The 14563-nt window shown below is 61.6% G+C and carries 12 protein-coding genes; 6 read left to right on the top strand and 6 right to left on the bottom strand.

Going from position 1 to position 14563, the window contains the following annotated elements:
* The 6 genes from FJ956_RS29875 to FJ956_RS29850 all read right to left on the bottom strand — a co-directional run.
* Window positions 1–454 (bottom strand): E2 ligase fold family C protein (locus FJ956_RS29875; RefSeq protein ID WP_181181053.1); only part of this gene is annotated, 454 nt, incomplete at its 3' end.
* A 5-nt stretch (window positions 455–459) separates the two neighbouring features.
* Entirely contained in the window at window positions 460–891 is a 432-nt protein-coding gene (locus tag FJ956_RS29870) for a Mov34/MPN/PAD-1 family protein (protein ID WP_246672244.1), read from the bottom strand.
* Between the two features lie 53 nt (window positions 892–944).
* Complete coding sequence (locus FJ956_RS29865) at window positions 945–1562, bottom strand: putative metal-binding protein (protein WP_140684804.1); 618 nt, start codon at window positions 1560–1562, stop codon at window positions 945–947.
* Window positions 1559–2020, bottom strand: a complete 462-nt coding sequence (locus tag FJ956_RS29860) for a DUF2604 domain-containing protein (protein ID WP_246672243.1) — start codon at window positions 2018–2020, stop codon at window positions 1559–1561. The genes FJ956_RS29865 and FJ956_RS29860 overlap by 4 nt, the downstream gene beginning before the upstream one ends.
* 849 nt (window positions 2021–2869) lie before the next feature.
* Window positions 2870–5989 (bottom strand): efflux RND transporter permease subunit, encoded by a 3120-nt coding sequence (locus tag FJ956_RS29855; RefSeq protein ID WP_140684805.1) that lies wholly within the window; start codon window positions 5987–5989, stop codon window positions 2870–2872.
* 20 nt (window positions 5990–6009) lie between these two features.
* Entirely contained in the window at window positions 6010–7068 is a 1059-nt protein-coding gene (locus FJ956_RS29850; RefSeq protein WP_140684806.1) for a metal transporter, read from the bottom strand.
* Window positions 7069–7344: 276 nt separating this feature from the next.
* Between FJ956_RS29850 and FJ956_RS29845 the strand changes: the two genes are divergently transcribed.
* From FJ956_RS29845 to FJ956_RS29820, 6 genes are all read left to right on the top strand, one after another.
* Window positions 7345–8007: a response regulator transcription factor gene (locus FJ956_RS29845; RefSeq protein WP_140684807.1), complete on the top strand. Its 663-nt coding sequence runs from the start codon at window positions 7345–7347 to the stop codon at window positions 8005–8007.
* The gene (locus FJ956_RS29840; RefSeq protein WP_140684808.1) at window positions 8004–9356 is read left to right on the top strand and encodes an ATP-binding protein; all 1353 of its coding nucleotides are present in this window, start codon (window positions 8004–8006) and stop codon (window positions 9354–9356) included. The genes FJ956_RS29845 and FJ956_RS29840 overlap by 4 nt, the downstream gene beginning before the upstream one ends.
* Before the next feature lie 50 nt (window positions 9357–9406).
* Window positions 9407–9964 (top strand): phosphatase PAP2 family protein, encoded by a 558-nt coding sequence (locus FJ956_RS29835; protein WP_140684809.1) that lies wholly within the window; start codon window positions 9407–9409, stop codon window positions 9962–9964.
* A gap of 9 nt (window positions 9965–9973) precedes the next feature.
* On the top strand, window positions 9974–12001 hold the full coding sequence (locus FJ956_RS29830; RefSeq protein WP_140684810.1) for a bifunctional DedA family/phosphatase PAP2 family protein: 2028 nt from the start codon (window positions 9974–9976) through the stop codon (window positions 11999–12001).
* 680 nt (window positions 12002–12681) lie between these two features.
* A complete protein-coding gene (locus FJ956_RS29825; RefSeq protein ID WP_181170412.1) occupies window positions 12682–13530 on the top strand; it encodes an AraC family transcriptional regulator in 849 nt (282 codons plus the stop codon).
* A 99-nt stretch (window positions 13531–13629) separates the two neighbouring features.
* On the top strand, window positions 13630–14409 hold the full coding sequence (locus tag FJ956_RS29820; protein WP_140782012.1) for an alpha/beta hydrolase: 780 nt from the start codon (window positions 13630–13632) through the stop codon (window positions 14407–14409).
* Window positions 14410–14563 lie beyond the last annotated feature (154 nt).

Here is a 14563-nt window from a genome sequence, read left to right as displayed (position 1 = left end):
CTGCGGCGCCAGCTCCGAGCGGGTTGGGACCGTTTCCCGAGCCGACTGGTCGCGACACCGACTGGTTGGCGAGCCACCCGCTTGAACCCAGGAACAACTTCTGACAGGAAACATCAGGGATCGCGGAGCCAACCACCATGCAATGGGAGAGGCCGCCCCCCCGGCGCACCAATGTGATCCGGCTATTTATCGAGCGCGCAAGCCTCGCGAGACCTCTCGCAAGCCTCACTGCCTCCTCTCCCTCGGGAAGGAAGCATATCGAAGGATAGAGCCGCGCCACCAGCCGGACAAGCAGGTCTAGCGACGCCCTGCCCTCAGTCGAGCAAGCCTGCCCGTCAAAAGCAATTCCCACCACTGATCCATTGAGCAACCGCTCGAACTCCCGGACGTCGAAACCTTGAAGCACCTGGGAAGCGGCAGTGGCGGTACGGCCAAAGTAACTCGCGAACGCCATCTTTCTCAGTCCTCAATTTCAATCAGACGGACGGCCGCCTGACGAGGCACCTCCAGCCAGCTACCCGCCGCATTGAGCCGATAGACAGCCGTTGACGACAGATCGAATGGTCGGCTCGCGAAATCAGGAACGACAAGTGAGAGGCTGCCGATGGCCGTCGCTATAGCGTTCTCGTCATCTGTGCCAGAATGGTAGGCGTCAGTCGGATGGCTATGGACTTGGGCCAGGATTCGCAACTTATTCTCGAACAACCACACATTGAGACGATGCAGCTCATCGCCTTCAATTCGCACGCCGACGCCGGATGCGGTTCGAATGAGGCGCTGTTGCGGAATCAACGCGCGCTCGACTGTAGCCGTTTCACCCGCCGTCTTTCCGACCCAGAGACCTAGCCCTTCGTAGCCAGCTTGCCCCACGGTCGCCAGATGCTTGTGCACGTCCAAGATGGCCCGCCGCGGAACTCGGAAACGCTCAACCCTCGCCAGTCCGGCTATCGAGGCAGCACTGCCGCGTCCGCCTGGAAACCCTGGAACTGCAACTGTACCTGATAGTTGATGTTCCTTATCGGGTTGATGCCGCTCGCCCAGATTTGCTCCAGAATAAAATGCAAGGAGCCTTCGCCAGAGCGACGATGCAATAGCCATGAGTCACCTGTGTGTGCTGGGTGATCGTGATATTCTCGAACGCCGGGCAAGCACAGGAACGGAACCTCCTCCGGACTGTGCGCCTGGATCAATTCCTGGAATACCAAACGGCCCTGTTGCCCCATCGCAGTGATCGTTTCTACCGTCGCGTTCACCATGCCGTCGAGCCGCAGCATCTTGAAGCCAAGGTTCTTCATCGGCAGCGCGCTGCCCGTAAACGGATCGACAAACGTTACCGATGGCGGGACTAAGTCGTAATTCGTGAAATCGAGCCGGACTGCGCAGACGATGGCCTTTGGGAGGAGCTTGGAAGTAGCAAAGATCACCAGGACAAGCGGGAATGCCGCCTCAACTAGAAACCAGCCCCGTCGGCGGTATTCGCCTTCGAGTTCCCTGTACCGAGCGATCTCGCGATCGAACTTGCGCCGGGAGACCGCCTCGTCGACGAATTGGCTCTCTGTCAACCCGCAGCACCAGCCCTGAGGCTTAAGAAAAGCTTGGTGCTGGCGACAAGTCCTAGATCCTCGACCTTCTTGCTGGCATCGAGAACGTTGCCTGCTGCGTCCTTCAACTCCCAGTTCTCAGGTGGCTGCCCTACATTCCCGGACATTTCCAGGGCTTTCCCTATCACTGTATGAAGGGGTGCATTCACGTTGGCATCAACAGATGCAGGATCTCCATTCACGACGATTATGAGAGTGATCTTGTTTTTTGATCCTGTTGCCTGACCTGCAGCTGTTGTGGAAGTCTCGTTAGATTTCTTCATTTTCCCGCCCATAGAATCGAGTGAACCATATTTATCACGCCAGCCCGATGTATGCAGCGCGGATTCTCCTGCCATGCAGATAAGAATGTTGTCTCCATCGTAGGCGCCCGGAACATGCCCTGACAACGCGCCCCCAAACGGATCGGCAATATCCACAGGCAACTCAGCCTAGCGGAGTGGCGCACAGCCGGCATTGCGCAGGGCTGCTATGAAAAGGGTTGCGTGTCCCCGGATGTCGTTGTTTGCCTGATCCCGAAGCGGCAGGTTACTCCAGCATTCCAACGGTTCGATAAAGCTAGCGAAACTGCCTTCGGCGACACTGGACCTGACGGACGCACCTTCCTTGTCCAGACGAGGATGCCTATCTCTCCTCGCGCATAGCCTATGGCGGCAACCCGTTGGTAATGCGCATCACCGTCCAGGCGGATTTCGAAGAGCAGCCGACCTGATGTCTGATGTGCGATTTCGGCTGCCTTTCTGCAAAGCTCAGCGGCAGCGATCGGATATTTCCGACTGCCATTTTCAAACAGAACCGCATTCGGTTCAGCCGCCGCCATGAATGCACTTTGCGCCAAGATCTCGCCCGTGCAATCAAGACGTGCACGTTATTCACAGCCTGCCAAAAGCGCGACGGCCCGGAAATTCTCCGGCTCACAAACCTCATGTCCCGTAATAGCATGAAACGTGACAAGCCGTTGCAAATCGTTATTGGCGTCACAACGCAGCGGGTGGGAGGAAACAGGTGCGGCGGACCTTCGGGCGAGCGGCGGGGCGGTTTCAGGCAACGCTCCTTCGGGAGCGCCGCCCTTCATCTACAGTTCGTGCTCCGTCTCGGCGCCGTCACCGGCAAGCGCATATCTCCTTTGCTTGGCGAATGTCCAAGCTTTTGGCGTCATCGCGCGATTGCTGCTCCTACGTCGCTTGTCTCCGCCGTATCAGCGGCCTCGAGCCAATAGCGCACCGACGAGCCCTGCGGAAAGCTTGGCGCTGCTTTTGACCGTCTCATCAAGGCTGCAGCGCAACGTCGAGCTGAAATTCCTGCTCCCGTTTGTCGAAGCGGCCGAAGTGCAAGGCCATCGTCGGAAGCACCAACAAGTTAAGCAGGGTCGAAGTCACGAGCCCACCGAGGATCACGATCGCCATTGGCCCCTCGATCTCGTTTCCGGCCGCATCGCTAGCCCAGGCCAGGGGCAATAGGCCGAGCGCTGTAACGACAGCGGTCATGAGAATGGGGACCAGCCGCTCGGCGGCACCTTTTCGGGCCGCGTCCGGTCCCCAAGCCATTCCTTCCTCGTTCACCAGGTGCTCGTAGTGCGAGATCAGCATGATCGAGTTGCGTAGCGTGATGCCGAACAACGTGACAAAGCCGACCAGCGATCCGAGTGAGAGGTCTCCGCCGCTTGCCAGCACCGTCAACACTCCTCCGACCAGCGCGAACGGCAGGTTGACCAGCACCAGAAGCAGTGCCCGGGTGCTCTTCAGTGCCAGAAACAGCAGCAGCACGATGCCGACATTGGCAGCCACGGTATAGATCAGCAGGTCTTGCTGCGATTGCGCGCGCGCCTGCTCCTCGCCGGCAAACATCAGGTAGGTGCCTTTGGGAAGGCTGACTTCCATGGCGATGCGCTCTTGGGCCTCCTTGACGAAATCGCTAACCGCGCGTCCGCGCACCCCCGTCGTCACCGTTTGCAGGCGCTGGCCGTTACTATGCAGGATCTGATAGCGGCTGGTGGTCTGGCTGATATCGGCAAGCTGCCTGAGCGGAACCGTCACGCCCTCAGGACTGCGCAGCAGCAATGAACCTACCGCCGCCAAGTCCTGGTGCGCCGCGGGAGTCAGTGACACGCTGACGTCGTAGGCCTGGTTACCTTCGTAGACCTGACTTGCGGTTACCCCCTCATACGCGGTCTGGATCGCCTCCAGGACATCGACCGGGGTGAAGCCCCAGTGGGTCAACTGCTCCGGCTTGAGGCGCATCGTCAATTGCGGCAGGTATTGCGCGGCCTCGACCCGCACGCCGATGGCGCCGGGGATGGTGCCAACCAGTTGAGCGATTTCACCCGCCTTGCTGTCGATGACATCCAGGTTCTGCCCAAAGACGTTGATCACCACCGGCGCGGTCACGCCCGAAATGCTCTCGTCGATGCGCTCGGCCAGGAAGGTGTTGACCGAAGTGATGAGCCCGGGGAAGCTGGCCAGGGTCTGTTGAATATCGACCAGCGCTCGCCGATGCTCGGCCGGCGAGAGCGCTTTCAAATCGACTTCGAACTCGCTGATATTGACACCCGTGGGATCAACCACTTCGTTGGCTCGGCCGGCGCGCTGCGCCACCAGGCGCACACCGGGAATTTGGCTAAGCTGTGCGGTCACCTCTTTGCCGACACGCATGGACTCGGTGAGCGACGAACCTGGAGCCAACGCCATATGGACGAGGTAGTGGCCTTCCTTCAGATCCGGGATGAAGTTGCCACCGAAAAACGGCAGCGCGCCGAGCGCCGCGAGGCAAAGCACACCGATCACCCCAATGATCAGTCGGTAGCGCGACTCTATAGCGGCAAGCACAGCCAGGTAACGCGCCTTCAGCGCCTGCACCAGCCTGGGTTCCTGCTCCTTCAGCGGCCTGCCTGTCAGCAGCAGGTACGCGAGCGCCGGCGTCACGGTCAACGCCACGACCAGCGAGGCCAGGATCGCCAGGATGTACGAGATGCCCAGTGGCGCGAACAGCTTTCCGGCGATGCCCGACAGCGACATGACAGGCAGGAACACCAACACGACGACCAGCGTCGCGTAGACCACGGCGCTTCGAACCTCGAGCGAGGCCAGCAACACGACCTGCGCCGGTGGCAGCGGGTGGGCCAGTTGCTGATTCTGGCGCAGCCGGCGAAATATGTTCTCGACGTCAACGACCGCGTCGTCGACAACCTCGCCGAGCGCGATTGCCAGCCCGCCAAGCGTCATCGTGTTGAGGCTTACACCAAAGTGGGAGAGCAGGATCACGGCCGTCAGCAGCGACAGCGGGATCGCGGTGGCGGAGATGATTGCTGTGCGCACATTGAGGAGGAACAGGAACAACACGCCGATCACCAGCACGCCGCCAAGGATCAGCGCGGTGCGCAGATGGCCGATAGCGGTTTCGATGAAGCGGGCCGGCCGAAAGATGTCTGGGTGGAGCATTACCTGCTGCCCGGCCAGGACTGGCTGTAGCTCCCTCAGCACCTGTTCAACGCCTCGCGACACCGACATCATGTCGGCGCCGTACTGGCTCTCCACCATCAACGAGACGGCAGGCTTGCCGTCGACGGAGGCTGCGCCCACAGCAGGCGCTGGCCCGATCGCGACCTTGGCGATGTCGCCCAGACGCAGCGGGACGCCGTTCTGGTACCGCAGCACCACCTGCGCCAGTTGCTCTGGCGTAAGGGTCTGGCCTTCGGTGTTCAGCAGGATCCGCTGATTGGCATTTTCGACATAACCAGCGCCGCGAACGCCCGTCGCGCGTTGGGCGACAGTCAGCAGATCCTGTAGCGCCACGCCATACTGCACCAGCTTCTGTGGGTCCGCCTGAACCTGGAACTGCTTGACGTCGCCGCCGAACACGATCACGTCGGCGACGCCCGGTACGCGCAGGAGTTGGGGCTTGACGGTCCAGTCCGCCAACGTTCGCAAGTCCATCAACGAAACACGGTCGGAGGTCAGGCCGGCTACCAACGTGACGTTGGTCGAAGACGTAAGCGGCAGCAGGGATGGCGGTTTGACGCCAAGCGGTAGCGTGCCGCCCAGTGCGTTGAGCCGTTCGACGGCCAATTGCCGAGCCCTGTAGATATCGGTGCCGTCCTGGAAGGTGAGCGTCACCATGGACAGCCCCTGCAGCGACTTCGAGCGCATGCTGTCGAGGCCAAGGGTGCCGCCCATCGCGTTCTCGACAGGCTGGGTGACAAGCGCTTCGACCTGCTCCGATGTCAGTCCGGGCGCTTCGGTCTGGATCACTGCCAGCGGCGGCGCGAACTCGGGAAAGACATCCTGGCGAGCCTTGGTCAGCGTGTAGACGCCGTAGCCAGCCAGCAGGCAGGCCAGCGCGATCACCACGCCGCGGAAACGGACGGAAAAGCGAATGATGGAGTTCAGCATGATCGGGCGCGAAGGTCCGGCTAGTCGTCACATTCGGGATCTTTGCAGGCGGCGGCCGCGGTGACCGGCGGGCGCTGTTCCTCCGACAACAGCAGCTGCGCGCCGCGCGTCACCACGCGTTCGCCAGCCTCGAAGCCGGCGTCCACGAAATAGCCGCCGTCGTATGGCGACTGGTCGTTGACCAATCGACGTACGAAGCGCTCCTTGCCTTGCTGCACATAAGCCCAGGGCAGCCCGCCAAACCACAGCACCGCGGTCCGCGGGATGACAACTCCGGGGGCTGGTTGCTGGCTCACCGGCAAACGAGCGATCACCTTGCTGCCGACCGGCAGGCTGGCAGGTGCGCGATACAGGAAGGTTGGTCCTTCCGCGATTGGATCGCTCTGCGGCGATGCCGAAACCAGGCGGCCGGTGAGTTGACCACGCGTGCCGCCATCGAACGTGATCCGGTCCGGTGCCGACGTGCTGCCGTCGATCGGCAACACGATCCTCAGCATCATGTCCTGACCATCCAGGAGAGCGGCGAACGCCGTATCCTTGCCTGCGATAAGCGAGGCGAGTGGCGGACCGAACTGTTGCCGTGCACTCGCATGCACCCCTTCCAGGTTGGCTTCAGCCGACTGGAGCTTGGCCTGATCGGCCGACCATGCCGCCTGTGCCGCCTGCATCGCCTTCTGCGATATGTTTATGTGGTCCTTGAACAGGACGCGGTTGCGTTCTGCTTCCTGGCTCGAGGCATCAAGGGCTGCCTGTGCGCTGGCCACGTCGGCCGCGGCGGCGCGGTAACGGGTCTGGAGGTCGATCAGCGGTTGCAGGTCAAGCACGCTGCCATAGGCAGTCTCATTGAGTTGTCGCTTCGTTGCTGTCAGCGCGTCGGTTGCGATTCCACTGCGTTTCTGCGTTGCCTCGTCCAGCGTCACGATGGTCAGCCCGTTCTCGCTACTGACCCGACTGATCGGGGCCGCGGCCGGGGCGGCCACGCTCGGCGCTGGCTGGTACGAGAGCCAGCCCCAGGCAATCAGGGCGGCGGTCGCGGTTGGCACAAGCGCGAGGAGCAGGCGTTTGCCAAGGGTGCTCATGACTGGGGTGGTTTCCTTCCTGGGAGCATCCGGTGAAGGCTACCGGACGCTCGCTTAAGTCCACCTGAAATTTCCTCAGCGACGACGATCAATGATCGATGTCGCGATTTTCAGCCAGGCTTCATCTTGGACCGCGTATCGTCTCTCCGCCGCCTGCCATCGTGATGCAGGGCGCACTAAGGTCAAGATTGATGCGCATAGCGGCGCAGGCTTATACAGGTATCGGACGGTCCAGGCCGGACCCCGTGCGCTCACCAACCAGGAGGCGAAAGATCGATGCGCTTGCTGCTGGCTGAAGATGACCAGATGATCGGCAGCGGCCTCCAGCAAGGGCTGCGGAAGAACGGATTCACCGTTGACTGGGTGCAGGACGGCGAGTCTGCGCTGCTCGCGCTGCAAACGAATCCCTACGCCCTGCTGCTGCTCGATTTGGGCCTGCCGCAAAAAGACGGGATGGAGGTCCTGAAGGGATTGCGCCGGCGCGGCGAAACGCTGCCGACCATCATAATCACGGCGCGCGATGCGTTGCCCGACAGGTTGGCCGGGTTGGACGGTGGCGCCGACGATTATCTGATAAAGCCGTTCGCGCTGGAGGAGCTGATCTCACGCATTCACGCGGTGAGCCGCCGCCAGGCAGGCCGAGCGCAGATCGAGCTCCATGCTGGCCCCCTTCGGCTCGACCCGGTCCGCCATTTGCTCTGGCTATGCGACGAGCCGGCCGACGTCTCCGCCAAGGAATTTGCGCTGCTTCACGCCTTGATGCGCGAGCCCGGCGCGGTGCTCTCACGCGAGCAACTGGAGGATCACTTGTACGGCTGGGATAAGGAAGTCGGCAGCAACGCGGTCGAGGTGCACATCTATAACCTTCGCAAGAAGCTCGGCGCCGAGGTGATCCATACCGTGCGCGGCGTCGGCTATCGCATTGGCGAGGGTGCATGAGCCTTGGCTATCACCGTCTGCGGCTGTGGTTCAGGGGCTCGCTGCGCCGCCGTCTTCTGCTTTGGCTGTTGCCGGCAACCTTGCTGGCAGGGATCCTGGCGAGCATCGGCACCTACTGGGGAGCCTTTCTCGAACTGGGAGATCTCCTCGATGAGCAGATGCGCTATGTTGCCGAACATGTCGACGTGGCCAACGCCAACCGCGTGTCACCGACCGACGACGGCAAACGCCAGCGACAGGACAACGACGAAAAGGCCGACGAGGTGCTGCTGGAGGTGTGGCGCGACGGCAGACTGGATTTCACCACGGACGCGGCGCTGACATTGCCGCCGCCGCAGCGACCTGGGCTCAGCGATGTCTCATTCAACGGTCAGACCTGGCATACCTTCGTCGACCAGCGAGGCGATCGCCTGATCCGCGTCGGGCAGGCGCAGAACGCGCGCTGGGAGGCATTGGCCGGGCTATCGGTGCATCTGTTCTGGCCCGTCCTGTCATTGCTGCCGCTGCTCGCATTGTTCCTGTGGTACGGCATCGGGTACGGGCTGAAGCCGCTTTACCAGATCACCTCCGAGTTGAAGCAGCGCGATGCTGAAAGCCTGGCGCCGATCGGCCCTGGTCCGTTACCAAACGAGGTCAAGCCTCTGGTCGACAGCCTCAACGATCTGCTGCGGCGGCTGGACCACGCATTCACCATGCAAAAACACTTCATCGCCGACGCCGCCCATGAGCTACGCACGCCGATGATGGCTCTCAGTATCCAGACGCAGTTGGCGCAGACTGCCTCCACCGAAGAGGAACGTGGACAGGCGCTGTCGCAGCTGCAATCGGGTGTCATTCGGCTTGCCCATCTGGGGCAGCAATTGCTGACGCTCGCCAGGCTGGAACCGCAGGGACAAGCCATTGCGCCACGGTCGGTAGAGTTGTCTGATCTTTGCAAGTCGGTGATCCTGGATCAAACCCGGCTGGCCGAAGCCAAACACATCGACCTGGGTCTCGTCACTCGGGACAAGGCCGAAATACCGGGTGACCCGGAAGCGCTGCGCATCCTGCTCAACAACCTAGTCGACAACGCGATCCGCTATACCCCTGCGCACGGCACCGTCGATTTGGCGGTGCGTAGGAAGGGGTATGAGGTCGTGTTGGAGGTCTGTGACAACGGCCCCGGCATTCCGGAAGCCGAACGAGAGCAGGTGCTGGAACGGTTCTACCGCGGCAGCAACCAGGAGGGTCAAGGGAGCGGCTTGGGTCTGTCGATCGTGCAGCGCATCGTTGCACAGCACGGCGCGCTCCTGGTGCTTGGCAGCGGGCCGGACGGCAAGGGACTGCTGGCCCAGGTCCTCTTCAAGTAACCCGCCAAGCATGTCCGGAGCCGGACCGATAACAAGATGAGGATTCAGAGTTGCAGCCATACGACCTCGACTCCACTGCCACTGGTGCGATCAACAGCCTTGCCGGAGCGAGCGCCCCCGTCGATTCCCTGATGATCTGGATCTCCGCAATCAGCGTGCCGCTGCTCGTGCTCGCCCTGGCCGGACAGTGGTGGCGAGGATCGGACAGGTCGCACAACAGGCACGTCCTGGTCGCGACCGGCCTCTCGTTTCTCGCTGGCCTTGCCCTCAACCAGGCCATCCTGCTGTTCGTCCATCGCATACGACCATACGATGCCGGCATCACGCATCTGTTGATCAATCGCAGCGCCGATCCATCCTTCCCGTCCGATCATGCGACCGCCGCCTTCGCCATAGCGGCTGCATTCCTGCTGCACGGCATACGGCGGCTTGGGTTATGGCTCCTTGCCGCTGCGGTGCTTGTGGCGATCTCGCGCGTCTATATTGGAACGCACTATGTGGGCGATATCCTGGGCGGAGCCATGACGGGCACGGTTGCAGCCATGCTGGTCCGCGCGCTTTATCGGGAAGGGACACGCCTTGATCAGTCGGTGACGAGCATCCTGTAGGAGGCGTGAATGTTGGCGTCCTTCTTCACCGCCGTCACCGCGCTCATCGCAGCGCACCCACATCTTGCCTATGCGATCGTGCTTCTGCTCGCCCTGTCTGAATCCATCCCGGTCATCGGAGTGTTCATTCCGGGCACAGCCGCCATCCTGGCGATCAGCGCTCTTGTTCCAAGCGGAGTTGTGAAGCTGTGGCCGCTGCTCGGCGCTGCCGCCGCCGGCGCAATTGTCGGCGACGGCCTATCGTTCTGGGTTGGGCACCGTTACCACCGCGAAATTCTGGAGCGGTGGCCGCTTAATCGGCATGCCGAGCTTGTCGTGCGCAGCGAGGCATTCTTCGCGCGGCATGGCGACAAAAGCGTCTTCATCGCCCGCTTCACGCCTGGTGTGCGCGCCTTCATTCCCCTGATAGCCGGCATGTTGCAGATGCCTGTGGGGCGGTTCTATGCAGCCAACATCCTGTCGGCGCTGGTGTGGGCGCCTTCACATATCCTGCCCGCCGTGTTCGTCGGCGCTGCCTTTGGCATTTTCGGCGCGGCCGCCAAGCCGCTTGCCATCCTGGTTGTCCTTATCGCTATCGTGATTTGGGCGATGATCCATCTCGTCCGGTTCGCATTGCGTCGCGGGCCACTGCTGCTGTCGAAGATATCGGGATGGCTCCAGACGCGTGCAGCGGCCAGCCAATCCCGCTGGGGTCGTTTTGTGGTCGACCTGCTCGATCCGGCGCGGCCCGACGTGCGGGGCCTGGCGCTTCTGGCCCTGCTTGTGATCGGCTCCGCCTGGTTATTCCTCGGGGTTCTCGAAGATGTGGTGGCTGGCGATCCGCTAGTCCGCGTGGACACCGCGATCTACCAAGCGCTGCAGGAACTTCGCACCGCGCCGGGCGATGCCGTGATGCTCGTCTTCACCGAATTGGGCGACACTGTCGTGGTGATTGCGGTGACCGCGGCTGTGCTTTTGTGGCTTCTTTGGAAGCGCGCCTGGCGCACAGCCGCCTATTGGCTGGTAGCGATTGGCGGAGCGTCGGCGCTCAACACGATTATTAAGGTCACGCTTCATCGCGCCCGCCCGACGGAACTGTTTTACACCGGGTGGAGCGCGTTTTCCTTTCCAAGCGGCCACAGCACGGTCAACAGCGTTCTCTACGGCTTCCTCGCCTTCCTTGTCGCGCGGCAGTTGCGTCCCGCATGGCGTCTCCCGGTCGCGTTCAGTGCCGCTTCGTTTGTGCTTCTGATCGCGTTGTCGCGCCTCTACCTCGGCGCCCATTGGCTCTCCGACGTGGTTGGCGGGCTGGCGTTCGGGACAGCCTGGCTGACGGCGGTCAGCTTCTTCTACCTGCGCAAGCAATCCGAGCCGGCCCGGGTTTCGGCGCTGATCATGGTTGGATGCTCCGCGTTTGCCCTGGCCGGAGGCCTTAACGTTTACCGGCATCACACGCTCGACCTCGAACGTTATACGGTAAAGAGTGCAATGCCGACCATGGCGACCGACATCTGGTGGAACACCGGTTGGCAGCAACTGCCGGCCCAGCGCATCGACCTCCTCGGAGAAATCGAGGAGCCCCTGACCATTCAATGGGCCGGAAGTCTCTCCTCCCTCCAGGAGACCTTGCTGAGCAAAGGGTGGCGTGTCCCGACGCCCTGGACAGCGCTCAACTCCCTGGCCTGGCTGACGGGCAATGCCGCTCCGGCCACCCTCCCCGTCGTTCCGCGTCTCGATAGCGGCCGGCTCCCCAGCTTGACTCTCGTTCTATCAAGCGACACCGCATCCAAAGGATCGCGGCTCGTGCTCCGCCTATGGCCGGTTGACCTGGAGCTCACCGATGGAACCTCTTCGCCAGTCTGGTGCGGGTCGATTGTCGAGGAGCAGATCACCCGGCCACTATCGCTCTTCACTTTGGCGTGGACGCAGCCAGACGTGAACACGCCGCGTGACTTGATGGCCGGCCAACTGCAATCGGGACGGCTCGTCGCCCGTGCCAACGCTGCTGTCATGAGCTGGGATGGGCGCGTGCTACTCGCCCGCGAAACCAGCCAATAGCGAAAGCACGGGACTGGACCGGAAACATCAAGCGTTCTCCCAAGGCAGTCGGGGCAGCGAGCTGCCGTTCAGCTCAAGATTATAGTCGAATGACTGAGCGAACTACTCGCCCATAAAGCACCTTGCCAATCAATGGGATTCTGCCGGATGGTATCAGTCTTCTCGAATGCCCACCTGGAGGGTACTTGTTCGAGTCGCACAAAAGGCCGAAGAGAGGCGGACTGGGGTGCGGCGCATCAGGCAGGAATCGGAAGAGCTCGTCAAGTCTATCCATGGCGTGGGCACGATCGTTACTGAGGTCGACATCGCAGCATTCCATCAGTGAAGTAGACGGAGTTGATCGGGCAAAAGGCCCCGATGAGTATTCAGACTACTTTGAGGACGTTCGATGGTCTGCCCTGCTTAGCGCTGCCAGTCTCAACATCTGAGAGTACTGAAAAGTGCAAAGCACACCTGTTCGCGAGCGTGTGAAGTAGAACCGTCTCGCACACTCGCGTTCTGATCGAAGAGCCCGTGACCGTCGTTAGCAAGCGGCTTCCCGCATCTGCGCTTGACAAGCCGATGCTGATGTTACTGTTTCTCGGTGTCTAAACGGACAATCCTGGCCAATGCCTAGCCCTGCCAAGGCAGCGTCTGCATCGAATCCCGTCGCCGTAGCCGTCGGCTTGCCGGATGCGCCCGTGCTTGTGACACGCGCCGCCCGCGGGACCGGCATGGCGTTCCTTGAGCTCAACTGCAGACGGCGCAACGCCGGGATCACTCAGCCGGTGCGCGAGGATGCCTTTCTGATCTCCCTTCAGATGAAGGCGTGCGCGGATTTCGATCTATATGCGGACGGCAAGTCGATCTTGCCCATGGACTTCAATGCCGGCGCCATCGCGATCTTCGATCTCAGGATGAACCTGGCGACGGAACTGCGGGACCCGTTCCACGCTTTGAGTTTTTACGTGCCCCACAGGGCGCTCCTGGCGATGGGCGACGACGGGGATGTGCCCCGACATATACAGGAGCTTCGTCATATGGTGGGCGGCACTGTTGGGGATCCGGTGGCTCGCGATTTGCTGCTATCCATGCGAACAGCCTTGGTAAATCCGCAGGAGACCACAGAGCTATTCGTCGACCATGTCGCATTGGCGCTTTCGATTCACCTTGCTCGCAAATACGGCAATGTCGGTCAGTTGCCGCGCCAATGGGGAGGCGGTCTGGCGCCTTGGCAGGAGCGCCGGGCGAAGGAACTCATAGATACGAGCCTTGATAGCGGTCTGACTCTCGATATGCTCGCAGCCTCATGCAGCCTTTCGAAGAGGCATTTCACACGCGCTTTCCGTCAATCGACGGGTATGGCACCGCATCAGTGGCTGCAACAGCGACGGATCGATAGGGCAAAGCAACTTCTCGCAAAGCCTGGTCTCTCGCTTAGCGTGGTCGCTTTAGAGTGCGGGTTCGCGGACCAAAGCCATTTCGCTCGAAATTTCTCACGTGTTGTCGGCATCACTCCGAACACTTGGCGGCGCACGCGGCTTGAATAGTTTTGGCCCGATCTTTCTGTAACTGGCCCTTTCGTTCATGATCCGACTGCTGCGACCTCGTAGCGTCTCGACTGTCAAGGTTCTGAAAGGAGAACTCAGATGTCGAGTATGTTTACTTTGCTTGCCGCCGCCTCTGCCCTTGCCTTGGGTGTAGGCATAACCGCAGCCAAGGCACACGCTGCCGATGTGAAATCCGTGGTGCTCGTGCATGGCGGCTTCGTCGACGGATCCGGATGGCAGGGCGTATACGATGTCCTGAAGAAGGATGGATACGACGTCACGGTCGTCCAGAATCCCACGACCTCGCTGGCGGATGACGTTGCCGTGACCAAGCGCGCCATCGCCGCAGCCTCAGGGCAAGTGGTGCTGGTGGGGCATTCCTACGGCGGCGTTGTCGTGTCGGAGGCCGGAACGGATTCCAAGGTGGCCGCAGTCGTCTACATCGCGGCCTTCGCGCCCGATGTCGGCGAATCAGTCTCCAGCCTGATCGCAAACCCGGCGCCGGGCGCGCCGGTGCCTCCGATCCTGCCACCCGTGGATGGTTTCCTGTTCCTGGACAAGGCGAAATTCGCGGCTTCGTTCGCCGCCGACGTCAAGCCAGAATTGGCATCGTTCATGGCCGCTTCTCAGGTTCCCTGGGGCGTGGCGGCGCTCGACGGCAAGGTCACATCGCCTGCATGGAAGGTGAAGCCGGCCTGGTATCTTGTCTCCACGGAAGACAAGATGATCCCGCCCGAAGCTCAGCGCGCAATGGCCAAGCGAGCGGGAGCGACGGTGACCCAGGCGAAGGGAAGCCATGCTATTTATGTGTCGCAGCCAAAAGCGGTGGCAGCAGTCATCGAAAAAGCCGCAAAGGGCGTAAAGACCGCGTCACAATAGTGGGGGACGAACATCCGGCAGCGGGTGGAACCCAGGTACGCGAGCGGTTACCGCTCGCGTACCTGGGATATGATTGCGGTACGCCTCCGGCGAGGGCCGCCTTGCGCGAACATGGCCCGGTAGCGAGGCTACGCTCTTGAGGTCGTCCTTACGA

The sequence above is a fragment of the Mesorhizobium sp. B2-4-3 genome, assembly GCF_006442815.1.
Taxonomy (GTDB): Bacteria; Pseudomonadota; Alphaproteobacteria; order Rhizobiales; family Rhizobiaceae; genus Mesorhizobium.
Note: the sequence above shows the minus strand (reverse complement) of the source record. Positions and strands in the feature narration are given on the sequence as shown.

Excerpts from the sequence above, each read along its gene's own strand:
- FJ956_RS29840 (WP_140684808.1), top strand. The coding sequence starts at position 8,004 with ATGAGCCTTGGCTATCACCGTCTGCGGCTGTGGTTCAGGGGCTCGCTG.
- FJ956_RS29820 (WP_140782012.1), top strand. The coding sequence starts at position 13,630 with ATGTCGAGTATGTTTACTTTGCTTGCCGCCGCCTCTGCCCTTGCCTTG.
- FJ956_RS29830 (WP_140684810.1), top strand. The coding sequence starts at position 9,974 with ATGTTGGCGTCCTTCTTCACCGCCGTCACCGCGCTCATCGCAGCGCAC.
- FJ956_RS29855 (WP_140684805.1), bottom strand. The coding sequence starts at position 5,989 with ATGCTGAACTCCATCATTCGCTTTTCCGTCCGTTTCCGCGGCGTGGTG.
- FJ956_RS29845 (WP_140684807.1), top strand. The coding sequence starts at position 7,345 with ATGCGCTTGCTGCTGGCTGAAGATGACCAGATGATCGGCAGCGGCCTC.
- FJ956_RS29850 (WP_140684806.1), bottom strand. The coding sequence starts at position 7,068 with ATGAGCACCCTTGGCAAACGCCTGCTCCTCGCGCTTGTGCCAACCGCG.